26 protein-coding genes are annotated in these 26,734 nt (G+C 35.2%); 9 read left to right on the top strand and 17 right to left on the bottom strand.

Annotated features, from left to right (window positions below):
- Entirely contained in the window at positions 1-2,784 is a 2,784-nt protein-coding gene (locus STA7437_RS25820; protein WP_015192464.1) for an HlyD family efflux transporter periplasmic adaptor subunit, read from the top strand.
- A 446-nt stretch (positions 2,785-3,230) separates the two neighbouring features.
- On the opposite strand, the gene STA7437_RS05930 is transcribed toward STA7437_RS25820, so the two are convergent.
- From STA7437_RS05930 to STA7437_RS05940, 3 genes are all read right to left on the bottom strand, one after another.
- Positions 3,231-3,584, bottom strand: a complete 354-nt coding sequence (locus STA7437_RS05930; protein ID WP_015192465.1) for a phenylpyruvate tautomerase MIF-related protein — start codon at positions 3,582-3,584, stop codon at positions 3,231-3,233.
- A 290-nt stretch (positions 3,585-3,874) separates the two neighbouring features.
- Positions 3,875-4,357, bottom strand: coding sequence for a flavin reductase family protein (locus STA7437_RS05935; protein ID WP_015192466.1), 483 nt, complete (start codon positions 4,355-4,357; stop codon positions 3,875-3,877).
- A gap of 82 nt (positions 4,358-4,439) precedes the next feature.
- Entirely contained in the window at positions 4,440-4,829 is a 390-nt protein-coding gene (locus STA7437_RS05940) for a TFIIB-type zinc ribbon-containing protein (protein WP_015192467.1), read from the bottom strand.
- A gap of 38 nt (positions 4,830-4,867) precedes the next feature.
- Between STA7437_RS05940 and coaE the strand changes: the two genes are divergently transcribed.
- Complete coding sequence (coaE, locus tag STA7437_RS05945) at positions 4,868-5,476, top strand: dephospho-CoA kinase (RefSeq protein ID WP_015192468.1); 609 nt, start codon at positions 4,868-4,870, stop codon at positions 5,474-5,476.
- A gap of 209 nt (positions 5,477-5,685) precedes the next feature.
- Here the strand turns inward: coaE and STA7437_RS05950 are convergent, their stop codons facing one another.
- The gene (locus STA7437_RS05950) at positions 5,686-6,243 is read right to left on the bottom strand and encodes a DUF2267 domain-containing protein (RefSeq protein WP_015192469.1); all 558 of its coding nucleotides are present in this window, start codon (positions 6,241-6,243) and stop codon (positions 5,686-5,688) included.
- 262 nt (positions 6,244-6,505) lie between these two features.
- Positions 6,506-7,348 (bottom strand): hypothetical protein, encoded by an 843-nt coding sequence (locus STA7437_RS05955; protein ID WP_015192470.1) that lies wholly within the window; start codon positions 7,346-7,348, stop codon positions 6,506-6,508.
- 327 nt (positions 7,349-7,675) lie between these two features.
- On the opposite strand from STA7437_RS05955, the gene STA7437_RS05960 reads away from it, so the two are divergent.
- The gene (locus STA7437_RS05960) at positions 7,676-8,230 is read left to right on the top strand and encodes a DUF3172 domain-containing protein (RefSeq protein ID WP_015192471.1); all 555 of its coding nucleotides are present in this window, start codon (positions 7,676-7,678) and stop codon (positions 8,228-8,230) included.
- 111 nt (positions 8,231-8,341) lie between these two features.
- Here STA7437_RS05960 and STA7437_RS05965 read toward each other — a convergent pair whose 3' ends face one another.
- Complete coding sequence (locus tag STA7437_RS05965) at positions 8,342-8,842, bottom strand: pentapeptide repeat-containing protein (protein WP_015192472.1); 501 nt, start codon at positions 8,840-8,842, stop codon at positions 8,342-8,344.
- A gap of 104 nt (positions 8,843-8,946) precedes the next feature.
- Here STA7437_RS05965 and trpD point away from each other — a divergent pair, with 104 nt between their 5' ends.
- The 3 genes from trpD to STA7437_RS05980 all read left to right on the top strand — a co-directional run bounded on the left by trpD (position 8,947) and on the right by STA7437_RS05980 (position 13,992).
- A complete protein-coding gene (gene trpD / locus STA7437_RS05970) occupies positions 8,947-10,002 on the top strand; it encodes an anthranilate phosphoribosyltransferase (protein WP_015192473.1) in 1,056 nt (351 codons plus the stop codon).
- 210 nt (positions 10,003-10,212) lie between these two features.
- Positions 10,213-12,246 carry an NAD(P)H-quinone oxidoreductase subunit 5 gene (locus STA7437_RS05975; RefSeq protein ID WP_015192474.1) on the top strand — a complete coding sequence of 678 codons (2,034 nt, stop codon included), beginning with the start codon at positions 10,213-10,215 and terminating at the stop codon, positions 12,244-12,246.
- A 123-nt stretch (positions 12,247-12,369) separates the two neighbouring features.
- On the top strand, positions 12,370-13,992 hold the full coding sequence (locus tag STA7437_RS05980) for a cation:proton antiporter (RefSeq protein WP_015192475.1): 1,623 nt from the start codon (positions 12,370-12,372) through the stop codon (positions 13,990-13,992).
- Here the strand turns inward: STA7437_RS05980 and STA7437_RS05985 are convergent.
- On the bottom strand, positions 13,989-14,666 hold the full coding sequence (locus STA7437_RS05985) for a potassium channel family protein (protein ID WP_015192476.1): 678 nt from the start codon (positions 14,664-14,666) through the stop codon (positions 13,989-13,991). The two genes, STA7437_RS05980 and STA7437_RS05985, sit on opposite strands and share 4 nt — an antisense overlap.
- Positions 14,667-14,819: 153 nt before the next feature.
- On the opposite strand from STA7437_RS05985, the gene STA7437_RS05990 reads away from it, so the two are divergent.
- The gene (locus STA7437_RS05990; RefSeq protein WP_015192477.1) at positions 14,820-15,551 is read left to right on the top strand and encodes an SPOR domain-containing protein; all 732 of its coding nucleotides are present in this window, start codon (positions 14,820-14,822) and stop codon (positions 15,549-15,551) included.
- Between the two features lie 203 nt (positions 15,552-15,754).
- Here STA7437_RS05990 and STA7437_RS05995 read toward each other — a convergent pair whose 3' ends face one another.
- Both STA7437_RS05995 and dxr read right to left on the bottom strand, forming a co-directional pair.
- Complete coding sequence (locus tag STA7437_RS05995) at positions 15,755-15,973, bottom strand: hypothetical protein (RefSeq protein ID WP_015192478.1); 219 nt, start codon at positions 15,971-15,973, stop codon at positions 15,755-15,757.
- 20 nt (positions 15,974-15,993) lie between these two features.
- On the bottom strand, positions 15,994-17,190 hold the full coding sequence (dxr, locus tag STA7437_RS06000; protein ID WP_015192479.1) for a 1-deoxy-D-xylulose-5-phosphate reductoisomerase: 1,197 nt from the start codon (positions 17,188-17,190) through the stop codon (positions 15,994-15,996).
- Positions 17,191-17,364: 174 nt separating this feature from the next.
- Here dxr and STA7437_RS06005 point away from each other — a divergent pair, with 174 nt between their 5' ends.
- Positions 17,365-18,249, top strand: coding sequence for a YihY/virulence factor BrkB family protein (locus STA7437_RS06005; RefSeq protein ID WP_015192480.1), 885 nt, complete (start codon positions 17,365-17,367; stop codon positions 18,247-18,249).
- A gap of 158 nt (positions 18,250-18,407) precedes the next feature.
- Here STA7437_RS06005 and STA7437_RS06010 read toward each other — a convergent pair whose 3' ends face one another.
- The 8 genes from STA7437_RS06010 to mazG form a co-directional block, all read right to left on the bottom strand.
- Entirely contained in the window at positions 18,408-20,300 is a 1,893-nt protein-coding gene (locus STA7437_RS06010; protein ID WP_015192481.1) for a chloride channel protein, read from the bottom strand.
- Between the two features lie 317 nt (positions 20,301-20,617).
- A complete protein-coding gene (locus tag STA7437_RS06015) occupies positions 20,618-20,905 on the bottom strand; it encodes a hypothetical protein (RefSeq protein WP_015192482.1) in 288 nt (95 codons plus the stop codon).
- Positions 20,906-21,636: 731 nt separating this feature from the next.
- A complete protein-coding gene (locus STA7437_RS26490; RefSeq protein WP_015192483.1) occupies positions 21,637-21,798 on the bottom strand; it encodes a hypothetical protein in 162 nt (53 codons plus the stop codon).
- A gap of 56 nt (positions 21,799-21,854) precedes the next feature.
- Complete coding sequence (locus tag STA7437_RS25420; RefSeq protein WP_015192484.1) at positions 21,855-22,010, bottom strand: DUF4278 domain-containing protein; 156 nt, start codon at positions 22,008-22,010, stop codon at positions 21,855-21,857.
- A 468-nt stretch (positions 22,011-22,478) separates the two neighbouring features.
- On the bottom strand, positions 22,479-23,129 hold the full coding sequence (locus tag STA7437_RS06020) for an MAE_28990/MAE_18760 family HEPN-like nuclease (protein WP_015192485.1): 651 nt from the start codon (positions 23,127-23,129) through the stop codon (positions 22,479-22,481).
- Positions 23,129-24,235 (bottom strand): GmrSD restriction endonuclease domain-containing protein, encoded by a 1,107-nt coding sequence (locus STA7437_RS06025; RefSeq protein ID WP_015192486.1) that lies wholly within the window; start codon positions 24,233-24,235, stop codon positions 23,129-23,131. Before STA7437_RS06025 ends, STA7437_RS06020 begins: the two co-directional genes overlap by 1 nt.
- Positions 24,236-24,466: 231 nt before the next feature.
- Positions 24,467-24,889, bottom strand: a complete 423-nt coding sequence (locus STA7437_RS06030; RefSeq protein ID WP_015192487.1) for a DUF29 family protein — start codon at positions 24,887-24,889, stop codon at positions 24,467-24,469.
- Between the two features lie 123 nt (positions 24,890-25,012).
- Positions 25,013-25,846 carry a nucleoside triphosphate pyrophosphohydrolase gene (gene mazG / locus STA7437_RS06035; RefSeq protein WP_015192488.1) on the bottom strand — a complete coding sequence of 278 codons (834 nt, stop codon included), beginning with the start codon at positions 25,844-25,846 and terminating at the stop codon, positions 25,013-25,015.
- Between the two features lie 319 nt (positions 25,847-26,165).
- Here mazG and STA7437_RS06040 point away from each other — a divergent pair, with 319 nt between their 5' ends.
- Positions 26,166-26,708, top strand: coding sequence for a hypothetical protein (locus STA7437_RS06040; RefSeq protein ID WP_150109042.1), 543 nt, complete (start codon positions 26,166-26,168; stop codon positions 26,706-26,708).
- The last annotated feature ends 26 nt before the right edge of the window (positions 26,709-26,734 follow it).

A 26,734-nucleotide genomic window follows, 5' to 3' on the forward strand; every position in this document is an offset into this window, starting at 1 on the left:
ATGTTTTCTGAAGCTGAAACTCACTGGGAACTCTTAAGACTGTACGCCGATATTAATCTTGCTAGACAAAATCAGAATAATCAACCGCCTCTTACTCCTCTGGAAAAAACTTGTCTGCGGGGATTGCTTTGCAATTACAGTCCTGAACAAATAGCTAGTCTTCTCAATGGAGAACCTTATGCATTAATCATTAACCTGACTTGGAAATTACATCGATGTATCCAAATCATGACTGGTAGAACACCAAAGGAAGTAGAAAGTTATAGAGATATTCCTGAATGGTTAGAAGCAGCAGGATACAAAATTTGTCAGTCACGCCAAGATTGGGAAAATGCACCAGATGCCTCCATTTTCTATGGACGCTCTCAAGAACAACAAATTCTCAAGCAATGGATTATTCAAGAGCAGTGTCGATTAGTAACTATTGTCGGCACAGTCGGTATTGGTAAGACTTTTTTAACGGCGAAGGTAGCCAAAGAGATCCAACAAGAGTTTGATTTTGTTATCTGGCGTAGTTTGCGTTGTTATCTTTCTTTTGAGCAACTTTTAGCTGAATTAATTCAATTGTTTTCTGCTGAAGAAGTAACTAATTTCCAACCAGATATCTATAGTAATATTTCCCAATTAATTAAATATTTACGAACTGCTCGTTGTTTAATCATTTTGGATGATTGGCAGTTAATCTTGGAAACACCAGAAGAATATCAGCATTATCAAATACTACTCAAAACAATCGCCGAAGTACCCCATCAAAGTTGCTTAGTAATTAATAGTTCTGAAAAACCTACTGACATAGCACTGTTATCAGGAGATTGGGTTCACTGTTTAAATTTACAAGGTTTGGGAAAACCAGCAAGGGAAATTTTAAAAGACAAAGGTTTATTGGATGAACATCTTTGGGACAAAATTATCACTCTTTATCGAGGTAATCCCAGAAAACTTAAATTGGTAGCAAGCACAATTAAAGATGTTTTTGCTGGTAGTGTGATTGAATTTTTCGACCAAGAAACTTACTTAGAGGTGATTGTCGATGATGTTTCTAAAAATCTTTTAGACCGGCAGTTTCAGCGTTTATCTGAACTTGAGCAACAGATTATGAAGATTCTGGCTCGTCACACTCAACCAATGACCCGCGAACAATTGCAACAAGAACTTCAACTAAAAGTATACACTTCAGAAATCACTAAAGCTTTAGAATCTCTGTTAAGGCGATCGCTTGTAGAAATAATCCGTAACAATGGTCAGCAACTTTTCACCCTCGAACCGATAGTGATGAAGTATGTAACTAGAGAGTGTTTAGCTACAGAACAAAAAACCAACTTAGTTAAAGTTATTCCTTCACTACAAACAAAACCCTTACCACAGTTAGACCCCCAATCTTCAGTAGTGATTGTTAATCCTCAACAGCAACAATCAAATTTAGTTTTAGCAAAACCAAATATTTTACCTGTAGTTCAAGAAAATGATTTTTTGCCACCAATTAGTCTTTGGACAAGACTTAGCGGACTATTTCTCGCTGGTACAGTAGGAATTGCGATCGCTCTTGCTGCTGTTACTCCCTACAAAGTTACTGTTCAAGCTCAGGCAAACATTCGTCCTGCTGGAGAATTACGTCTGGTAGAAGCCGAAACTGAAGGCTCAGTGGTAGATATTCGAGCCAAAGAAAATCAAACCGTCAAAAAAGGAGATATTATAGCTATTATCGATAATTCTTCCCTAGAAACCCGCAAAAGTCAGTTAACAAGTAATATTGTACAAGCCAACTTGCAACTCAAACAAATTCAAGCTCAAATCAACTCACAAAATCATCGCATCTCGGCAGAAACTGACCGCCTTAATCGCACAATCTCTTCAGCCGAAGCTCAATTGAGTCGTCGTCTTCGAGAATATCAAGACCGATTAATTACTACTAGTGCTGAAGTTACAGAATCTCAAGCTAATCTAAAATCCGTTCAAGCTGCCTTAAACGCTGCTATCTCCAAACGAAATCGCTATCAAATAGTAGCTCATGCAGGAGCTTTGTCTAAAAATCAATTAGAAGAAGCACAAGTAGCCGTAGAACAACAAGAACAAGCCGTTCAAGCTGCTAAAGCAAGACTACAAAGCGTACAAACAGCACTCAATCCAAGTAACGCCGAAGTTGCGATCGCTCAAGAGAATATTGCTCAAGAAAAAGCGATCGGTCAATCTAATCTAGCTAACCTACAACGAGAAAAAGAAGCTCTAATTCAACAACAAATTGAAATTCAACAACAGCGATCGCGTGACCAACACGAACTTAAACAAATAAACAAAAACCTCGATCAAACTGCTATTAAAGCGATCGCCGACGGTATTCTTTTTCAACTAAATTTACGCAATACAGGTCAGAGAGTAGTATCAGGTGAAGAAATTGCTCAAATTGCTCCTAGTAATACTCCTTTAGTCGTTAAAGCTTCTGTTAACGCCCAAAATATTAGTCAAGTAAAACCTGGTCAACTAGCACAGTTAAGAGTATCTGCTTGTCCCTATCCAGATTACGGAATTATTAAAGGCGTAGTAAGTAAACTTTCTCCAGATACCATAAATACGGCTGTTACTTCAGCTACTGCTCAAACTAAAATTCAGTCAGGCGAAACTGCTTTTTATCAAGTAACCATCGAACCAGAAAGTCTTGTTTTAGGTCATGGGAATAATCAGTGTTCGCTTCAATTGGGAATGGAAGGCAGAGTTGATATCATTGCCAACGAAGAAACTGTGTTGAAATTTTTACTTAGGAAAGCAAGATTGTTAACTGATTTATAAAGAGAGTCTAACGTTTTTCCTATTGGTAAGGTACACCATTATCAATGAGCAGTTAGTAATTAGTAATTAGTAATTAGTAATTATGAGGGATGAATAATCAACAATTAACAATTAACTATCAACAAAAATTAATATTTTAGGATTTACCTCATAGAAATGAGAACTGCTATCTTTTTCATTTAAGCAAAAAAAAGCCCAACATTTGTTGCTGGACTAAAATGGTGTAAGCAAAACTTTAAAGATTAAACTGTTACTAAATTTTGTATTTATATGTTGAATTTAAAATAATTTATTATCTTCTTATTTAATACTATCTTCTATTTTTTAAAATTTTACCTCGTTATAAGTACTAATTTTCATACTAGTCTTTTGTCTAGAAATAATAAAGCCGAAACTTAAATTATGAAGAAATGGTAAATCGGCTTTAGCGAGTAAAGCAAATTATCTTAACCGAAAGTAGAACTATTCCAACCCCAAAGATATCCTTGTGCGTCGGCAAATTCAATGTAAATACGATTAGCAGATACACCCAAAGTCTCTTGAATCTGCTGACAAAAATCTTTGCTCATTGCATTAGTTTGTGCCGAAGTCATTTTACCAATACTTTTTATTTCAACGTAGCAGACAGGATCAAAAGTACCAGCAAATGTCATTGGAATATCTGACTCAAAAGCCGTCATGACATAAGATTCTGGTTTACCTAAATGTTTAGCTAACTTAGTCGACAAATTTTTAAGTAAACTTTCAACAATAGTTCGATCTGGTGCAGATACAGATGATTTGACTTTGATTAAAGGCATAACTATTAATAAAATTCAGTTGGTTATTTCAAAATGATTGGTTAAATAAGATGGCATATTTTCAATCCGTAACCTAAACTTACCGCGATTTTCAGTTAAACAGAACATTTATCAGTGATTAGTTACCAGTGATTAATTACCAGTTATTAGTAACCTTCTACTTTCTACTTTTGTACAGACGTAACATATTACGTCTCTACCTTCTACTTTGATCCTTCGTTTCACGTTTCTGACGCCGAAGCGCTTTTTACTTATCGCCTGTGGTCTACCAAGCACGAAAACTGCTGTAACTAACCACCATACTGCCAACCAGTACTTTCTAGCAGAAGTTGTTTACCTTCGCGATGAATACCAGAACTAATTACTTCTGCAACATAAACGGTATGATCTCCTTGTTCGACTGTACCTACAACTTTGCATTCGATGTAACCAAGAGAATCTTTGATAATAGGACAGCCAGTTTCTGCACCTTGATAAAATTCTACATCTTCAAATTTATTACCAACCCTAGTTTTGGGTTTAAAAAAGTTGGCTGCTAAATCTTGTTGTCCTTCTTCTAGAAAACTAAGCGCAAATACTCCTGTGTTTTGAATCATTTGATGGGAGGTAGTGCCTTGCTTGACACAATTAACAACTAAAGGTGGGTTAAAAGATGATTGCATTACCCAACTGACAGTAAAACCATTCATTTCTTCCCCTTCTTTGACACCACAAATATAAAGACCGTGGGGAATTTTGCGTAACATAGTTTTTTTTGCTTGTTCATCTAACACGGCTTTTCCTCCTAAACTGAATTGGTTCTCGAATTAGTTTATCAAGGTTCGGAACTTTCTAGAGACATTCTTGGGTTAGAGATTAACGTTTAAAGAGTCGTTTAGCGACATTGAAAAAAGTCTTAGTTTGAAAATTTTGTTTAAATTGTTTAAATTCTCCTGCATCAAACCAGACACCACCACAGTTAAGACATTTTTCGTACCAGAGATTGTATCGGTCGATGTCTAACATTCGGATCATTGGTTTTTGACATCGAGGACAGTCAACTTCTTCTTCGGTAAGATTGAATTGATCGCTAATTTCTGTTTGACCAAGATCTACTGTATCTGAACCTTTGATCTGTTTAAGTGTTTCAGCTTCTTGAGAATCAAACCAAATTCCTCCACATTGTTGACAGCGATCAATTTCTATTCCTTGATATACTACTGCTTTTAATCTTCCATTACACTTGGGACATTGGAGCGAACTCATTGTATTTTTTATTATGATTATCTTGTTCTAGATTATCAATGAACAACCACACAAGAATTATTGGTTTAACGGGTGGAATTGGTACGGGAAAAACGACTGTATCCAATTATTTAGCTAGTCAATATCAACTACCTGTGTTGGATGCAGATATCTTTGCTAGAGAGGCTGTGCAAACAGGTTCGCCTATTCTGAGAGAAATTTTTGAGCGTTATGGCGATCGCGTTAAATTACCGAATAATCATCTCAATCGTCAAGCTTTAGGCGAAATTATTTTTAATAATACTGCAGAAAAAAGGTGGTTAGAAAGTAAAATTCATCCTTATGTTCGTTCTCGTTTTAGTGAGGAACTCGCCCAATTAGATATAAATACAATTGTTTTTGTGATTCCTTTATTATTTGAAGCAAACTTAACTCATTTAGTTACAGAAATTTGGGTAGTTAGTTGCGATCGCGCTCAACAAATTCAAAGATTACAACAACGTAATGGTTTAACAACTGCTCAAGCAATTAATCGAATTGATAGTCAAATTCCTTTAGCTGAAAAAATTGCCAAAGCTGATGTTGCTTTAGATAATAACTCTACTTTAGAAAAGCTTTTTATTCAAATTGATGAGGCATTAAAAAGAAAAGATACAGAACTCAACTAACTTTTTGCTTGATAAGTTTAATCAGATTAAGTCTGTTTAATTACTAGGAAAAAATTGACGACTCAAATCAATTTTATTCTATGAAATTCTTTTTACAGTGGGGGGTTGCCGTCGGGAAAGCTAAAAATCAAAGCGTATCCTTAGCTTAGATCAAAGATACGCTTAAATTTGAAGTTTAATTATTGATTTGCTTTACCTAATATTTTTAATTACGCTTCTTGCCAAAGTTCTCTTACTCCACCTTCAGGAAGCCAACTGGCAATCTCTTGAATTCGTTCTTCGGATAATTGCTCTTTGGTAGCAGAAAATACAGCTTTAACTGCTTGCTTTCTCTGCTCATCTTTGTTTTGAGAAGTTCTTTCCAATCCACCTTCATTAGCGACTCGGAAAAAGAAACGGTCAGAATCAATTTTAAAGATACCAGGCCCTTGCCAAGGTGGACGTACCCGACTTAAAAATCCTACAATCGGATTAGTATCTTTCCAAAGCTCGGTTACTTCCATTTGAAGTGCTTTTTCTTCGGTTGGCATAGCTTCTTCGTGTAGTTCATCTGCTACCCGATCCGAAGCTTCTGTGGTCATCAAATCACGCATAACCCGAAAAACAACTTCAGTAAAGTCTCTGGCATCATAAGGATCTGCAAATCCGCCTTCAACCATTACTTTTTCTAAAAATGAGCGATGCTCATCAGCAATAAGAACTCTAGAATCTTCAACTTCTGTAAGATCAATTTCTGGAAGATTTTTGTTTAAAATTTCATCTGGCATTATTATTTCTTCCTAATTTTTGTTTGACTGTCTCATTTATATTTTTGAAGCTTACATAATCCCAAATTGTTTAACATCTTTCATAAGTTAGAGATGCTATAAACGCAAATTTAATTTAAATAATTCCGCAATTAAAACCAATATTTTAAATATATTTGAGTTTTTTTTTGCTTTGATTGGTTATTTTATTTAAACTAAACTAAAGTCAAAACATTTTTTTGCTTAAACAATAGAGCGATCGCTTTATGACAAGTTCTTTGTTTTAGGCATCGACAACAATTAAGAAGTTGCTGTAATCACTCCATGCATTCATAAAATCCCAATAATCTACAGCATCCATTTTTCCCAGTGATGTGCCACTATCATTAAGAATAAAATCAATACTTTTGTCAGCGTATTGTACAATCCCAGTCACCCAGACAGCGTGTCCGGCATTAATTTGTTCGAGAGGTTTTCCAGTAACTGTGCTGTAGATGGGATTCCAAATTTCTTTTCCATCAACTCCAGCAATTATTTTATCTCCATTATTCAAAGCATCAACAATATCGTAAATATCACCTTGATACTTATACTTAGTTTTAATTCCTAGAACATTCAAAATATTATCGCTATCAGTTGGAGAAGTTCCTGTGTTTGGATCGAACCATCCTTTAGCTTGAGCGTATTTAGTAGCATTAGATTCAGCAATATATTTTCCAGTAATTGACTCATAGATACTAATTTGAGCCACAATTGCACACGTAGTTGAACCTTGTTGCTTTCTCCAATAGTAAGCATCTTCTTTGGGAGTTCCCCAAAGACTATATTGACTGCTATAACCCAAATTGTTATTAGTATTATATCCAGTAGTAGTATTGCTACCAGTAAGCTCATCGTTGAAAGTTGCGCTCAATTCTGAGCCTAAAAAATCTTGGTTAATATTAAAATTGCTTTCAATCAGTTCATTAGAGTTAATTTCTAGAGGTTCAAAATCAAATAAAAAATCTTCACTATCAGCATCAACTAACTCAACAAAATTAGAACCAGAAATAGCTTCCAACTCTTTAGCAATTGTGTATTGCTCGACATCTTTACTAACTTCAGTCAAATCAATAAAGTCTGTCATTTTTATTCCTCTTGCCTTTAAATGCTTTATTTAGACAAATTTCATCATAAAAAATAACTTGATATAATTTCAATCCTCAAACAAACAAAAATTTATGAAAAAAGCTATATTTTAATGATTAAACTCAAAAGCGATCGCTATAAGTAATTAAGTCTTTTTGATTGCAGCTATCTAAACTCTACCTTACTGCTTCGGTAGTGAAGAGCAGTTTCAAGTTGAATTATGGTATTTAAAAGCAAACAATCAACTCTCCCAGAAAAATAGTAAAATCCGTCAAAGCAATAATGAGTTTAGTAAACTAGAAAAAAATGCCAATTACAAATTCTTATGAAACGCAAAAATAGATACGATTACGACCGTTACGATCCTCCTACTTCCAAAGGTTATGCTTCAACTGCCGAAAAAAAACTATTTGACCCTACCAAAATCGCAATTATAGCTAGTGTTTTTATTTTGGGAATTGTAGTTGGCATTGCCTTAAATTTTGGCACAAATGCCGACCCTACACGCATTGAATCTCGTTCTCAAATCGATATGCAAGCTCCTAATGCAGAATTATGTCAGCAATTTGGAGCTAGTGCGATCGTTGCTAATATGAGAGTATTTTTAACATTAAATCCTTTTAATGTCTTTGTTACCCAACCAACAATGCAACCAGGATGTGTTTTAAGACAAAATAACTGGTCAATTTTAGAACAACAAAAACTGGTTAGTAACGACCAAGTAAGAGATTGTAAGAGAAGAATGAACACTTTCGCCTTTACAGGTGTTTTAGAAAGTTCTCCTAATATTGATTGCGTTTACCAAAATGATGCAGCAGGAAATCTATTTTTAAATAAACCTGGAACTTCTGGTGCTAGACCAGAATCAGATAGTTTTTAAAATGTAGACATTACTTGTTTTATTCTTATTATTAAATTATTTTTGGTGTTTTTTTAAAGTAGTTTTTTAACGCTGGAGTATGTTTCCAGCGTCACAACTAAATTATTAGTACTACTTACAACCAAGAGACTCACGGGTATCTACCCCAGTTTTAGGGTTAACTCCTGAAGCGTTAGCGCAAAGTTGCTTAACTTGCCATTTTTCTAGTACCGCGAAAGTAAAATCGGCGTTTTTGATTTTAGCCCCTTCAAAAGTAGAAAAAGACAAAATCGTTTCCTGAAAAATTGCATCAGTTAAATCTGCCCCATCAAAATTAGTTAAGTAAGCAAAACCGTAACTAAAATCAACTCCCTGTAGATTAGCATTAGCTAGATTAGAAGCATTAAACACCGCTCCTCTCAAATCTGCATTGCTAAAATTAGCTGATTCCAAATCAACTTTGGCAAAATCAATAGATTGTAAATTTTTACCAGAAAAATCTTTACTTCTAAAATCAACTTCACTAAAAGTCGATGGAGTAACCGCCGATGAACTAGCAGCTTGTACTGGTGAGGGAAACCACAGCAAAATTAACAAGAACAAAAGAGTACTTAGTCGGAGAAAATACTTCATAGATCAACTTTTGAGATAGGATATCTAACTGTCGAAGAATACCTAATAGATTTTAATTCTTCTTTAACCTCCAGAGGAAATAATCCAATTTTTACTCGAAACTGATGGTAGAACAATTTAACCAAAGCACTTTAGATTTACCTCGACTGCTACAACAGTTATTAGAAAAACAATCTCTCTCCCAAACACAAGCAGCCCAATTGATGGAGGGATGGCTGCAAGAAGAAATTCCTCCTGTAATTTCGGGAGCAATTTTGGCTGCAATCCAAGCTAAAGGAGTTTCGGCAGATGAATTAGCTGGAATGGCACAAGTGTTACAAAACCAATCTGTACAGCAACAAAAAATTCAACATGATTCTCCTGTGATTGATACTTGTGGAACAGGAGGGGATGGAGCTTCTACTTTTAATATTTCTACAGCAGTAGCTTTTATAGCAGCAGCAGCAGGAGTAAAAGTTGCTAAACATGGTAATCGTTCTGCTTCGAGTAAAGTAGGTTCGGCTGATGTTTTGGAATATTTGGGAGTCAACTTAACGGCATCTTCAGCCAAAGTAGCAGCAGCTTTAGATGAAGTAGGAATTACTTTTTTGTTTGCGCCTGGTTGGCATCCTGCGATGAAAAGTGTGGCACCTTTAAGAAAAACTCTTCAAATTAGAACTGTATTTAATCTTTTAGGTCCTTTAGTTAATCCTCTGCGTCCTACTGGTCAAGTTATTGGTGTGTATGACTCTTTATTTTTAAATAGTATGGCAGGAGCGTTAAATAAACTAGGAATACCTAAAGCAATTATTTTACATGGTAGAGAAAAGCTTGACGAAGCAGGATTAGGCGATAGTACAGATTTAGCTATGTTAACTGAAAACAAAGTCAGTTTAGCTAGCATCAATCCTCAAGAATTGGGTTTAACTTCTGCACCAGTGAATCAATTAAAGGGCGGTGAAGTTGAAGAAAATGCAACTATTTTACGTAATGTTCTTCAAGGTAGAGGTACACAAGCTCAACAAGATGCCTTAGCTTTAAATGCTGCTTTAGCTTTACAGGTAGGAGAGGTTGTTGGTTTTGGTAATCATGCTCAAGGTATTGAAATGGCAAAAGAAATCATATCTAGTGGTGCAGCTTGGCTGAAGTTAGAAGAGTTAGTTAAATTTTTAGCAAGTTAGTTTGTTTTTAAGTAAAAAGTAGATTAGTTGTGTTCTATGCAACTGAAAATTGCTGTAAGTAAAGTTTTTCACTTGGATACCAAGAATATTTTCAATGATTTCTTCAAAACAAAAGTAAGGCATAGAGGGGATTCTTTATAATTAAAACTGTTTCACTCTTTATTCGTAAAAAGTGAAGCAATGAAGTGATTTTTTATGTAGACATTAGTAATGGAAACGCTATATCAGTACGCTTGGCTGATTCCTGTCCTACCTTTATTAGGAGCAATGTTGGTAGGAATAGGTTTGATCTCCTTTAATAAGGCGACTAACAAACTGAGAAAAATTAATGGTGTTTTGATCGTCTCCATCCTCGGCGCAGCAATGGTGATGTCCTTTGCTATCCTCTGGAGTCAGATTCACGGACACGAAGCTTACACTCGTACAATTGAATGGGCAGCAGCAGGTGATTTTCATCTGACGATGGGTTATACCATTGACCACCTTAATGCGTTGATGTTGGTAATCGTCACTACTGTAGCCTTTTTGGTCATGATTTATACCGATGGCTACATGGCTCATGACCAAGGTTATGTACGTTTTTATGCTTATTTGAGTATTTTTAGTTCTTCGATGTTGGGATTAGTGATTAGTCCTAACTTAGTCCAGATTTACATTTTCTGGGAATTGGTAGGGATGTGTTCCTATCTTCTGATTGGTTTCTGGTTTGACCGCAAAGCTGCTGCTGATGCCTGTCAAAAGGCTTTTGTAACTAACCGCGTTGGTGACTTTGGCTTGTTGTTAGGAATGTTGGGTTTATATTGGGCAACAGGCAGTTTTGAGTTTGATGTGATGGGAGAACGCCTCTCAGAATTAGTGTCTTCTGGAGCGTTAGGGGGTGGATTAGCAGCTTTATTTGCTATTTTGGTCTTTATGGGACCTGTTGCCAAATCTGCCCAATTTCCCCTTCATGTTTGGTTACCAGATGCGATGGAGGGTCCTACCCCAATTTCTGCTTTAATTCATGCTGCAACAATGGTAGCTGCTGGGGTATATTTAATCGCTAAGATGTATCCCGTGTTTGAACACGTTCCTGCTGCAATGACTGTCATTGCTTGGACTGGTGCAGTTACTGCTTTTCTGGGAGCAACGATCGCTTTAACTCAAAATGATATTAAGAAGGGTTTAGCCTATTCCACCATGTCCCAACTCGGTTATATGGTCATGGCGATGGGAATTGGTTCTTATTCGGCGGGGTTATTCCACCTGATGACTCATGCTTATTTTAAAGCGATGTTGTTCCTTTGTTCTGGTTCAGTTATTCATGGTATGGAAGCAGTGGTGGGACATAATCCAGTTTTGGCGCAGGATATGCGTTTGATGGGTGGATTGCGTAAGTATATGCCAATCACCGCCATTACTTTTTTAATTGGTAATTTGGCGATTTCTGGGATTCCTCCCTTTGCTGGTTTTTGGTCAAAGGATGAAATTTTGGGACAAGCTTTTTCTGCTAACCCCTCCCTGTGGTTTATCGGTTGGGCAACAGCAGGTTTAACCGCCTTTTATATGTTCCGAATGTATTTTATGACCTTTGAAGGGGAATTCCGCGGTAATGATACGGGTATTCGTCAGCAACTTTTAACCGCAGCAGGTGTACAATTTGGCCCAGGGGCAATGGATGTAGAAGAAGCTGAACATCATGGACACAGTCATTCTCCTCATGAATCTCCATTAACTATGGCTTTGCCTTTAGTCGTGTTAGCAGTACCTTCGGTAGGCATTGGTTTACTTGGTCGTCCTTGGGAAAACTATTTTGAAGAGTTTATTCACGCGCCTGGAGAAACGGTTACCGAAATTGCAGCCGAAGCGAGTCATTTTGAGTGGAGCGAATTCTTAATTATGGCAGGACTTTCTGTGGCGATCGCTACAGTGGGGATTATTGTCGCTTTCTTGATGTATCGTGCTAAAAAAATCGATCCAGTTGCGATCGCGAAAAAATATCCCGCTCTTTACAAGCTTTCTCTCAACAAATGGTATTTCGATGAGATTTACGACAAAGTTTTTGTGATGGGTTCTCGTCGTTTAGCTAGACAAATTATGGAGGTAGACTATCGCGTAGTCGATGGTGCAGTCAACTTAACTGGTTTGGCAACCTTAGTCAGTGGTGAAGGATTGAAATATTTAGAAAATGGTCGCGCTCAATTCTATGCCTTGATTATCTTTGCTGCTGTGTTGGTTTTTGTGTTGGTGTTTAGTGTTGTTTAATCATCACACTGCAATTGAATAATTCAAAAACGCGGTCGCATTGAACTTATTTTAGTAGAGCGATCGCTTTATTTTTTTTATTAATCTTATTTGAAGAAAGTTTTCGTATCAATAGGAATCATTGTGACAAGCTATCTTATTGCTGAAAATTTAGCCGACTCTAATTTAGAATCTACACTTTCGACAAATCCTAATGCCTTTGCAGGATTAGTTAGTACTCTGATCATTTTGTTACTTGTCGCGACTGCTGTTGCCTTAATCACCCGATGGCTAAAAATTTCTTATGTCATAGGTTTAGTTTTAGCAGGGTTAGTAATCTCTAAACAGGCATTACCAGAATCAATTGGCTTAAACCCAGACGTAATTTTGAATTTGTTTTTGCCAATTTTGATTTTTGAGGCTGCTATTAATACTGAAATCAGTCGTTTACGAAGTACTATCAAGCCAATTACTTTACTCGCAGGACCTGGCGTGGTTTTATCTGCTGCTATTACAGCAGCGTTGCTCAAATATGGTCTTAACTTAGAATGGCTCACCGCTTGTGCTATAGGTGTAATTTTAACAATTACTGATACAGTATCTGTGATTGCAGCTTTTAGAACCGTACCTGTTCCTGGCAGACTTGCCACCATTGTTGAAGGAGAAAGTCTTTTAAATGATGGGGTCGCTTTGGTGTTACTGAGTCTGATCAGCACAATTCATACCCAGGGTTCTTTTAGTGTTGGGCAGGGAATTGAGCAACTTTTGATCGCCTTTGTTGGTGGAGGCATTTTAGGACTAGGACTGGGTTATCTTTGTCTTAGTTTATTCAAGTATTTGGATGACGCTTTAAGTACTATTTTGTTGACGGTTGCCGTATCTTTGGGGACATTTCAAATTGGTCAATTATTGGGAGTTTCTAGTGCGATCGCAGTATTGATTGCTGGGTTGGTGATTGGTAATCTTGGTTTTCGCCAAACTTCTGCCACTACCAAAGTTACTCTCTTAAACTTCTGGGAATACGCTGGATTTGGAGTGAATACTTTTATTTTTTTACTGGTAGGGATTGAAGTAGAGCCACTAATTCTTTTAAGAACCATTCCCGCAGCACTTTTAGCGATTGTAGCTTACCAAATCGGACGAATATGTGTAATTTATCCTTTACTTTATCTACTACATTTCTTTGATCGACCTTTACCGCTTCGTTGGCAACACGTCTTAATTGTAGGAAATGTTAAAGGTTCTTTATCAATGGCACTGGCTCTTAGCTTACCATTGACGTTACCTGGACGCACAGATGTAATTACTTTGGTCTTTAGTACAGTTTTAGTCTCATTCATCGGACAGGGATTAAGCTTATCTTGGTTTGTTAAACGATTAAAGTTATCTAAACATTCTGCCGTTAAACAGAGAATTGAAACTCTACAATTAAACTTGATTGCCTCCAAGGCAGCCCAACAGGAATTGAAAAATCTTTTGCAGTCTGGTAGTCTACCTAAATCCCTTTATGAAGAACTCTTTGCTAGTTATCAGGCAAGAATTGCTACATCAGAAAGGGAACTGCGAGATCTCTACAACCAGCGCATTAGCGAAAAGCAAAAGAAGACTCAAGAGCGGAACTATCTAGATGGACTGCGCCGTCGCCTTTATCTAGCAGAAAAGGGAGCTATTAATGATGCAGTACGTAAAGGACTTCTTTCTGATGACTTAGCTCAATCCCAAATTAAAGAATTAAATGAGAAACTTTTATCTCTTAAAGATGACTAAGAACATAGTCCCATAAAATCAATCAACTGCCTAACCAGATTAGGTTTAGTAACAGCAAGAATCGTTGAACCACTTTCTAAAACTGTGTTGCCATTAGGAATAATTAAATCTTCATGGGGATGAGCTTGATAGCCAATAATCAAAGTGCCAGCAGGAAAACGAGGATTTTGAGCGATTTCAGCGATACTACGACCTACAACATTACATTGCTTTGGAATTGTCAGTTTTAAAACTTCAACTTGTCCTTGTTCAAAGTGAATCATCGCATCCACTTCAGGATAATCAATCGCGTTAATAATTCTAGTAACAGCAAGTTGAGTAGTACTAATAATATGACTTGCCCCAGCTAGTAGATAAGGTTCAGCAAAATCGCGATCGCTCATACGTACTATGATTTGAGTTACACCGTAATGTTTGGATAGGGTTACTAATGCCAAGTTAAGGGCATCATCTTGAAGCGTAGCAATAACCGCATCAGCTTTACGAATTCCCGCCTCTAGTAAGACAGTTGTATTGACTGCACTGCCTTCAAAAGTCATCACACCAATTTTTTCACGGGCATACTGACAAGCAAGGGGATCGGTATCGATAACGGCGATGGTGTGTCCCATTTCGAGTAAGGTTTTGGCTAAATCTGCCCCCATCATCCCTACTCCGCCAATCAGAACGTACATTTTGACTCCTAATTTCTTAACTTAAGTTTCTTTAATATCTTGTCTGATCTTTCATGCCAAATTAAGAATTACAAACTAACAATTCTCAATTTCTAATAGTAAGGAGTAAATTCATACTGTCATCAAAACTTTTTTGTACTACATCTATTGCTCATGAATTCATCACAACCGAATCATCAAAATCACAATAAAGCTTCTGGTTTAGTTCATCAACCTTTTCCTGAACATGAAATTAATATTTTTAATCCTCCTAAAAATAATCCCAACGGCTGTTTAACTAAATCAAATTCTGAATCTGTTTGGCAAGCTTCAACTCAATTATCTTCTCCTTTGCCTAATAATTGGTTAGATCAAAAAGTTAATCCTTGGATAATTAGTTCGCTGCTAATTGTACTTTTGACTAATGTTGTGTCTGGTCTAGTTATTTATTTTTATCAATCAAATACTGAAACTAAATTAGTTCAAGATCAGCAGGTTAATTCTATTAATAGTCCTAATTTAGCAGCCGAAGAGTTTATCGATCTCAATCAAACAAGTTTAAGTAATATTGTTCTGCCTCAAGCTAAAAAAAATAATAATGTTAAGACTAAATCTAAACTTAAAGAAAAGATTATTTCTCCGTTAGCTATTCCTCCTACTAGTATTCCTAACCCACTGGGAATGACCTCTTCAATTGCTCCTAATTATTATTATATTTTGTCAGAATATACAGGTGAAGAATCCTTAGCTTTGGCACAACAAAAAGTTGCTAATGTTTCCTTAGTTAATTTTCCTCAAGGTGTTTTTATTTATTTAGGAGCTTTTGCTGCCAAAGAGCAAGCTAATCAATTTGTGACACAACTTAAACACGAAGGAATGGATGCTTATATTTATCCTTTTGAATAATGTTGTAGCGTTTCTTCTTATCGTGTGGTACATTAACACTCTGGTTTTTGTGGATTGTTAATAGTTGATTATTGATCCTTCATAATTAGTAATTAGTAACTGTTAATGGTAGATTTTATGATTTCGAGAATTGCTATAATTTAGTTTTTGAAATTAGGAGAAAATACCCCAACTAAAAAAAATAGATGGGGAAACAATTTTGTTTAATTTTTGTTTATTAATTGCCAAATGATTTCTGGTAGTTTTATAATTTCTTGCCAAATAGTTTGATATTGAATACCAAATACTAGCTGTAAAATCAGCAGAATTGCAGCAATAGTTATAGCTGTACTCAGACTTGCTTTTAAAACTTTAACTAGCCAAGTAAAAATTAGCCAAGTGATGACAACCGAAGCAATAACTACAATTAGTTCTACTGACATAAACAAAGTAAGAAAAAAATTTATGTTAAAGAAATTAAAGAACCGCTTTGGTTTAATTCCTTACTAGCAGTTATAACAGTTTCTCTTGCCCAATTATCTGCATTCAGAATATCTTCTAAAGTGGGAGTTTGAGTATTTTGATTGTAAGCGCGATCGCAAGTAGTTTCGATTAAACGGGGTATGTCTAAAAATTGAATTTGTTCGGCTAAAAATAAAGCTACTGCTTGTTCATTAGCTGCATTGAGTACCGCAGGCATTAAACCGCCAGCTTGCCCGGCTGCATAAGCTAGTTGCATACAAGGATATTTATCATGATCTGGTTCACGGAAAGTTAAATCACCAGCTTTGACTAAATCTAAGCGTTCCCAATCAGTATAAATCCTTTCAGGAAAAGACAAGGCATAAAGTAAAGGTAAACGCATATCGGGCCATCCTAACTGAGCTAGTACAGATGTATCTTGTAGCTCAATTAAAGAGTGAATGATACTTTGGGGATGAATCACAATTTCGATGCGATCGTAATCTAAGCCAAACAAAAAGTGCGCTTCAATTACTTCTAAACCTTTATTCATTAAGGTTGCTGAATCGATAGTAATTTTTTGACCCATCGACCAGTTAGGATGTTTGAGAGCATCTTTAACCGTAACAGTGCTTAATTTCTCGACAGGAAGATCGCGGAAAGCACCACCAGAAGCAGTTAAAATAATTTTTCTTAAACCGCCTTGGGGAACACCTTGTAAACATTGAAAAATGGCTGAATGTTCCGAGTCCGCAGGAAGAAGTTTAACGCCGTGTTTTTTGACTAAAGGTAAAACAACGGGACCTCCTGCAATTAAAGTTTCTTTGTTAGCGAGGGCAATATCTTTACCTGCTTCTATCGCAGCAATGGTAGGTAATAAACCAGCACAACCAACAATTCCTGTCACTACACTTTCTGCATCACCATAACGCGCTACTTCAACTACTCCTTCTGCTCCTGCTACAATTTGCGGAGGATTAGGTAAAGAAGCGGTCTCATTTTGTAATTCGGGAAGTTTTTCTGGACAAGAAGTAGCGACTATTTCTGGTTCAAATTGACGAATTTGTTGCACTAAAAGCTCAATATTTCGTCCTGCTGCTAAACCAACTACACGAAATTTATCTGGATGATGGGCAACAATATCTAAAGTTTGCGTACCAATAGAACCAGTAGAACCAAGAATTGTAATTGCTTTCACGATATTTGCTGAATTTTGATTGGGGATCGACTTTCCTCCACTATAAATTGTTCGTGTATTCTTAGTTAAGCCCTAAAAGTTGTTTTTCATAAGATAACAAATTATTTGAATAATCAATATACTTTTAAAAGAAGTTCCTTTCTAAATACGGGCAACCTCTGAGTTGTTGAGACAATGACGATTGGGAAAATACTTAAATTATTAAAAGAAACTTTTCAACAATGGCAAAAAGATAAAGTATCACTTTTAGCTGCTGCCTTAGCTTATTACACAGTTTTTTCCATTGCACCCTTATTAGTTCTGGCAGTTGCGATCGCTGGGTCGGTTTTTGGACAAGATGCTGCTAAAGCAGAGACAATTAGTCAATTAGAAAATTTAGTAGGTACGGAAGGAACAAGCGCGATTGTAGTAGCGTTAAATAATGCTAATCAACCAGAACTAGGTAATATAGCTTCATTAATTAGTGTGGGAATTTTGTTAGTTGGTGCTTCGGGAGTTTTTGGTCAACTACAAGATGCACTAAATACGGTTTGGAATGTACAACCCAAACCAGGAAGAGGGATTTGGTTATTTATCAGTAAGCGGTTACTTTCTTTCTTAATGGTAGTCGCGATCGGTTTTTTATTACTTGCTTCTTTAATTATTAGTGCAGTTTTATCTACTGTGAGAAAATTAAATATTGATTTTTTGCCTGGTTCAGAATTTTTATGGGAAAATATTGATTTTTTTGTCTCTTTTGGCTTACTAACTTTTATGTTTGCTTTAATGTTTAAATATGTTCCTGATGTCAAAATTACTTGGAAAGATGTCTCGGTAGGAGCAATTATTACTTCTTTATTATTTATTTTTGGTAAATTTTTATTGGGATGGTATTTTGAAAAAGGTGGTTTAGGTTCTACTTATGGCGCAGCAGGTTCTTTGATTATCTTTTTAGCTTGGGTTTATTATTCGGCTCAAATTATTTTGTTTGGAGCAGAGTTTACTCAAGTTTATGCTCATAAATATGGTTCTAAAATTTTGCCTAGTCGTCGTTCTCAAAGAGTAGAACTTAATAATTAATTTGCCGAGATACAAAGTTGTTGGTTTGAAGACAGGAGGCAGAAGGCAGAAGTAAAATGCATCTGAGTAAATTGAGAAACACTATACTTTTATTGGCTGAAAGTGCAATTCTTTTGGATAATAGTTGCCAAAATGTTCTTAACCCGAATTGATGTTACTTAGGTTTTTACCTCCTCGGAACTAATCAGATCGACTTTCGTGCTAGTCAGACTTTCTGTAAGGTAAGGTAAAAGTGCTGCTTGAGTTTCTACCAAATCGCTTGCTAAAAGAATTTGATTGCGATCAATAATGCCCAAAACTTCTCTAGGGCGATCGCGTGAGACTACAGGTAATAAATATAATCCTCTTGTTCCCATGCGTTCTAAAACTTCTTTCAAAGATTCATCGGCATAAGCGTAAAGAATTTCTAGCGTGCAAATATCGGCAATTTTTTGTTCAAACAAAGAAAAATCAGCAGATTGGTGTTGTAATTTAAAGATTGCTTTTTTAATATCTGCCAAAGTAACTACTCCAATTAACTTTTCTTGACAATCAAATACCAAAGCAGTGTGAGATTGAGTTTGAATCATTTTTTGTCCTGCTGCTAATGTAGTTGTTCCTTCCGCTAAAGCAAGATAGGAAGTTTTCATCACCTCAGCAACAGTGACTTGTTCTAATTTATCTACTTCATCTTGTTTATCTAAATTCATCCCCATTTGTTGAAAATTTAAACCTGCCACTGCACTTTGTGCTTCGATTTGTTCAACCATCCAAACAGCCACACCAACCGTTACCATCGCAGGTAAAATAATGAGATAGTTTCTAGTTAATTCAAACAACAAGATAATTGCAGTTAAAGGTGCTTTCACACTAGCAGCTAAAACAGCAGCCATTCCTACGATCGCATAAGCTTGAGGTGCAATAATTAATTGATCTGCTGGTAAAAAGTTACTCAGGAGATTACCATAAATCGAGCCTAGACAAGCCCCCAAAAACATCGCTGGGGCAAAAACTCCTCCGACTAAACCACTACCCAAACTAATTGCTGTGGTTAGTAATTTCACAACTAATAATAGACATAATAAAGAAAGGGAAAAACTTTCTCCTGTTAAAATTACTTCTAAAGTACCGTAACCAACACCCAAAATTTGCGGTAATTGCAAACCAATACTACCTACTACCAATCCTCCTAAAACTGGTTTAATAACTGTCGGTAACTTCTGTAACCACTTCTCTTGAAAACAAGCTTGAGTCAATCTAATTGCTTGGGTATAAGCGAGGGCAACCAAACTGGCAAGTATTCCCAACCCCAGATAAAATAACCATTCCCAATGACTATTAACCTGATAAGCTGGTAAATTAAAAGCTGGATGAACTCCTAAAAAAATCCGAGATGCGATCGCACTAAAAACCGCCGAGAGTAAAATTAAACCAACTGCTGGCGAAGTAAAAGATGTACCCAATACTACTTCTAGAGCAAAAAACACACCTGCGATCGGAGCATTAAAACCTGCTGCTAATCCTGCTGCTACACCAGCACCTAATAATAAACGATAACGTTCTTTGGATACTTGAAACAACTGCCCTAATAAAATACCAATATTTGAACCTATTTCTACCGAAGGACTTTCTGGCCCTAACGAAGCGCCTGTTCCCAAAGAAATTGCTGCTGCCAACATTTTCACAATTGGTCTGAGGGGAGAAATAACTTGTACTCTAGGATTAGTTAATAAAGCAGAAAATTCTTGTCCTAAAATCTCTGGATAACGCCAGCGCATCAAACCAACGATTAAACCACCTAAAATAGGAATTAAAACCAAAGTCCAACCGCCCCAAACTGAAATTGTACCTAATAAAAGATCGAAACTTAAACTTTCGCACAGGTTAATCAGTTGATGAAACACAACCATCGTCAAACCCGAACCACCACCAATTAACAAAGCTGCAATTAGTACTATTAATTCAGACGAAGGCTGTAAGCGATTGAGTAAACTAGTAAAACGATCTGAGAGGGAAAATTGTTTTGATTTGACAGGTAAAAGTACCTTCGACTCAGGAATAGTAGTTGTCATCAAAGGAACAAAAATAAGCGAACAAGCAGCTTAATTGAGTTGTTAATTATATTTGAGCAGGCTTGAGCTAAATTTAGACAAATACCGACTATTGTAAAATCAGGAAACAGCATAAATACGCCCGCCTTGTGGCTACTGAATCCTGACTACTTCTGTTCGATCTGTATGATGATTTAATTTTTGCTCACCTAACTAAATTATATAAAGATTCTGGGCAGTAGGGACAATTGCTTTTGCCTTCTTAGTAATATTTCATTCAAACAATAATTCTCAGTGTTGTAGTGGTGTGCAAATTTGTTTTGAACTAATTCAATTTTTTATTCAGCTTGTTGTTGAAAATACTTAACGAGATTGATGACTTCTTGTGCGATCATTTGTGCTATGTCACCTTCAAAAGAGCCGTTGCAGTTCATCAAAGCTTCGATCAAAAAAGTACCATCTTTGTTTTCAATTGTTTTTCTGCGTAATCTTTTGTTGGTTCGTCGATAATAGAGAACATCAACAGTTTCTGCGATTACATTTAAGTCATGATCGTCTGGTCTTAGTACTTGAAGCAAATTGATAACTTCCAAAATCTCTTGTTTTGTTGGGGTGACATAATTCATGTTTTAAATCCTTTAAATTACTGATTGTTTAATTGCCTGATAGTCAAACACGAGCAAGCCAAAGTCGGTCGACAGATATACTACCTCTCGTTTGTTTTGACCCAATTTATCATAAAAATTTTTTTTACCAAAGCGAATTTTTAATATTGTAGTTTTATCTAATGTTTTAACCTATAAAAAATTTAGATAACTTTTCTCAATTAATTTTACAAAATTGATATCTCATTAATTTAAAAAATACTAGTTCCTGAAAAAAAAAAGAAAATTATTCTTACTCATGCTCATTAGTTTGAAGTTAAAAACACAATGTTAATCTTATCTTTTATTTGTAAATAGATTTCTAAATTTTCAGACGATCTTGTGATTAATAATTTAATTTGTTAATTAGTTATGCGACAAGCAAACCTGTTTTAGTGAAAGTTGCAAGCTACTAGTTGTGACTGAGGCGGAAACATCAAAAAATAGTAATTAATATGAAATAGAAAAAATAATGGTACACATCACAAAGAGGCAGGAGGTAAATTTTTTTTTATTCCTCATTCTTCTATTTATAGCAAAAATTGAATTATTTTATATTAATAAATTTTTTTTGATTAATTTATTAATGGTTATTTTGATATAGCTATCACTTTAAATAATAGCTACAAGCAATAATAAAATAAATAAAATTAAATTGACAGTGGTTAAACGTTCTGTTTTATTCATTTTTTTAATTTTAATGATATAATCACTCAACTATAAAAGTTATTGTTTATTTGGATCATTGTTTTAGGAGCAAAAACAAATTCGCTATAATCAGCAACATTATCTATTCCGATTAAATTAAGAATAATTTCTGCTACTAACCAAAAAAATATTTTAATTAATAATTTTTGCCAATAAATTTGAATCATGATGCTTTTCCTCATGAAGATTAAGGACAAAAGCGATTCATTAGTTATTTGAATAACTAACTACTGTGAGAATTAGAAGGATTAATTAATAAACATTTACTGTAGCTAACACCACGATAAACAAAGTAATGAACCGAACTTTTATACTGCAAATTGTTACTTTTTTGTCCAGCTACAGACTGATAATTAATTCCGCGATAAGTAAGTTGCATGACGGTTATTTCCCTGAACTCTAACTACACTTTTAAGTTAAAAAGCGATCGGGAATAACTAGAGAGAAAGAAAGTTTTAAATAAAAACAGGCGATTGAAGCTGTTGCCTAGATCAGATAAAGCGATCGCGTGATTGTAGCTATTAAAGAGATAGTCAGATAAAAACAGTAATAAACAATAAAGAGTCACTGACTCAGGAAATCAATCAATTTCCTAATTTGGCTCACCATAAATTTTATAATTTGTTAACTCGCTTTTATAGCAACCAAACCATAGGTTAAGACAAGATATTGAATCGTAGGGGCGTTCTTGCCATTCGCAAGGGGAGGACGCAATGTCTACACCTGCGGGCAACATTATAGCCGTCCGTGCTGTGGCGTGAATTCAATTCACGCCGATGGCAACGCCCCGCCCTTACAAGATTTGTGTGTCCTAATCTTTACTTCGACGGCTATGAAGGAACTTTATTTAAGGTGTATTTCGCATATAGTCTTTATTAATAGCAGCATTTTCTATCTGATTACGAAAAATATCAAGCATAGCAATAACTTCTTTGTGTAACTCTATATACTCCTCTTTATCAAACAGTGAATATTCACCATGTGCAATTTCGTTTCTTGTTTTTAAAAGCTTAGTATCTATTAATACGGATTTTGTAGAGTAGGGTGAAAAATCAATTCCCAGAATATAAATTATTTCTTTAAAAATTTCAGAAGAAAGGTTTGATGCACTAGAAATGGCATCTTCAGGTAACTTACATCTTTGATTTAATTCATCCAAAAAAAAATTACAAACAGGTATATATAACGAAGGTTTATTTGTTTCTTTTGCCTCTTTTAACCTTTCTTTCATAGCTAGAGCCAAAAAGTTAGTAGCAAGCTCTTGATAACAAAGTTTTTGCATTCTTACATATTCCAAATAAGAATTAGCTGCTAATTTAACAAAACCTTCCCAATGAGCATAAAGAAGACATATTGCACTCCTAATTAAAGCTTTATGCTTTGAATCAGAAAATGATTTAGTTTCTACCAAAGATTTAACTTCTGAAAGCTCCTTTTTTCGCCAAGCAAGATCGTTAGATAGCCTATCGCTTAATTGTTCAGCAGTTCTAAGCTTCATTAGAGAGAAAATACCTTTCTACCAAGAGGAATAAGATAAGGTAAACGTCTTGCAGCATTTACTCCTGCCCCTGACCATTTTTGATAAGTTGAATCTGACCAAATACTTTTAATGCGATCAGATATTTGATCTGTTGGAGGTAGATTTTTATAATGATATCCAATTCCTAACGCTATTACTTCATAGGCTGATAATAAAAAGCCTCCAAGAAATCTATTTGTATCAGGTTTGTATCTCCTAAAGCTATCATCAACTAAAGTATTATTAAGTGTATCAAATGTTGTTGTAAATCCTTCTTTTATATGGGTATAATCTAATTCTTTATTAAGAGCTATTTTACGCATTTCATCTGTCAAGAAAACGCTAACATCTCCACCTAACTTTTTAATGCTTTCTTGATCTCGATCAAAGAGAAGAATAAAACGCAATACTAATTCCATATCATATTGTTCTTCATATAATCGATCACTTAAAGCAATACAATTTCTGAATGATTCATAATTTGCAAGCGCTCGCATTAATTCATATAAATCTTTATTCAACATTAAAAGAATGCAATTTCTTACTTCTTGAGGAGTAGCAATTGCTCCTCCTGTATTAAGTCGCTGAAATAATTCGTATTTGACCATTTCATCACTTTCTTTTTCAACAATGTTGACTGCAATTTTTGCTCGCTTAATCAATAAACGTTGCGCTTGGGTAAGAGAATTCTCTTTGTCATTCGGATCGTCCCACTTTTTGCCTTCTAAAGAAGGCAAGTAAGTAGTTTTTTGCAAAGCTACTGGAAATTGATCTTTTTCTCGATTTCCTATGTTTAAAAGACCCACGAATTCATATATCGTTGATAATCGTTGAACACCATCAACAACATCCCAAACTCCATCATCTCTTTGACTTACAAAAATTGGTGGAATTGGTATTCCTAGAAGAATTGACTCAATGAAAGTAGATTTTTGATGGTCAGACCAACGAAAAAACCTTTGAAAATCTGGATGAATATCAATTTCATTTTTTTCATAAAGGCTGATCCACTCACCAATAGACATTAAATAGCCATCTGTACGAATTTCTTGCCTCGTTTTGTCAATCTCTTCTTGCAGGGGCATGATTTAAAATTTTTTCAAATGTTATTGATCTAACTATGTTTTTCTGATAGTTATACTTACTTATTTTATCGCCAATCCTAATATATCTTTTGATTGCTCTAAACTAACCAATATTAACTCTGCTCGATTAGTTTTTTCTTACTACTGTAACTGGTGGCATGACTAATTTTTTGCCAAATCCAACATTTTAATGACACGACGCGATCGCTTTACTAACAAATCCGATAATACTCAGAAATTAATCAAATTCAAAGCAATTTCTTTTACCTTTTCCACGTCAATTATTTGTTTTAACTCATTTACATCATGCCTACCTTCAAACGCCTCTAATGCTGCCCTTTCCATCGCAGCTTCCAATGCTTCATCAATAGTTTCAATTAATTCATCTTCATTGGCATAATAACCACCAGATTTACGCCGTTTATTAGTACGTTTAATCTCTCTTACTGAATTATTAATGGAAACATCCCACGATCGCGTAGTACGCTTTTCAGCTTGTTGTTTGATTAAATGAACCAGAAGGATAACTGCATAGCTATAAATTTTGTTGAGTTTATCCTCTTTAGACATCTCCTCTAATTCACCAACAAGTTCTAAAGCTTTAATGTAGTCTTTTTCTTCGATGTATTTTCTTAAAGCGATTAGTTCTTCCATCGTTGAATTTTTTTTTTACTTAAATCTTGAGATATTGAAGCAATTTAAAGAAGAAATGTTATTAATAATAGCGATCGCGACCAATTGTTAGAATAGTGGGTAAATAACCCACCTGACAATTTTTTATTGTGCTAATTGAGCTTTAGCTCGTTGCCAAAGAGTTTCTAATTCAGTAATATCATAATCTTCTAAAGGCATTTCTGCGACTGACTCCATCATCGCCAATCTCTGAATAAAACGTTGATTAGTTCCTTGTAAAGCTGCGGAAGGATCTAATCCATACCAACGAGCAATATTAATTAAAGTAAATAATAAATCTCCTAATTCTGCTTGTTGATGTTCTTGATTGCCTAAATTAATCGCTTCTTCAAATTCAGCTAACTCTTCCTCAAATTTTTGCCAGACTCCTTCGACATTATCCCACTCAAAGCCAGCAGCAGCAGCCTTTTTGGATATTTTCATTCCTGCCATCAGAGGTGGTAAACTACGAGCATAACGACGCAACTTTCTACTAAGTAATTGTGCTTGTTCTGGAGTTTCTCCTTTTTCGGCTGCTTTGATTTGTTCCCAATTTTGATGAACTTCATCCACACTATTAACTTCTACTTCACCAAACACATGAGGATGACGACGGATTAACTTTTCAGTAATACCTTGAGCAACTTCTTGTAAAGTAAAAGTATGATCTTCTTGAGCAATTTGTGCTTGTAATACTACTTGCAGTAATAGATCTCCTAACTCTTCTGCGATCGCTTTTGGTTGACCCGAAGTAATGGCATCTACTGTTTCATAAGCTTCTTCAATTATATAAGGTGTCAAACTTTCGGGCGTTTGTGCTAAATCCCAAGGACAACCACCATCAGGCGATCGCAATTTAGCTACTACTTCAATCAATTCTTTTAAAGCAATTAATGTAGATGTTTGTACTGATACCATTGTTTCCTGTGATTCAACCATAGCAAAATTTGTTTAAAATCCTTAAATTTTTTTAACTAAAGGCGATTAATCTAACAAAATGCTTGTGATGATAGCCTTGAGAAATTTCAAGCAATTATTTTATAACCTTTTTAATCAAGATTTACCAATCAAATATCTCCGTATTATTACTGAGTTAGACTGTCAAAATAGTCATGATTAAATTAGACTGGTTAATTGCCAGAAAAAATAAATTACACCTCCTCCACCAGTTATGTTTTGTTCAGTATTTAAGCTTAATAAAAATAAGTTTATTGAACTTTGCTGTCTTGGTTTGATAGCTTTAATTGAAGTTAGATTTGTGAACTTACCTTTAAATTATGAACTAATCTATCTTATTTTTTTGTATTTTTTAGCAATTAAATTATTATTTGCTCAACCAGAAAATGATCAGACTCATCAAACAACTTATTTCTTAAATTATTCTTTTGCCATTGCTTATCAAAAACGTCTGCGAGATTGGGATACTCAACAACTAATTAAACGAGTTCATTATTATCTCCTTCCTCAAGAAAATATTCAAGAAATTTTATTATTTTATCAAAATAGCTTTGTTCGGGTGAGTTATGACACACCTTTATCTGTTGGAGTTTTAACTCATAATCGGATTATTGTACTTGATCTGAATTTTCCTGAACCAAACTATCCTCAAATTATTAATTATGATGAACTCTTATCAATAGAAATTAAAGAAGGAAAATATTTTGATACGCTCAAACTATTTGGTCGCTCAAAACATCTAACAATCCGACATATAATTAAAGGAAATACCATTAACTTTGTTCAAGCAACAGCAAAACCTTATCAAGTTCACTTGTTAATTGACGAGAAAACCAGAGAATAGAGCCTAAAAATACCCCTATATCAAAT

It is taken from the genome of Stanieria cyanosphaera PCC 7437 (assembly GCF_000317575.1).
Classification (GTDB): Bacteria; Cyanobacteriota; Cyanobacteriia; order Cyanobacteriales; family Xenococcaceae; genus Stanieria; species Stanieria cyanosphaera.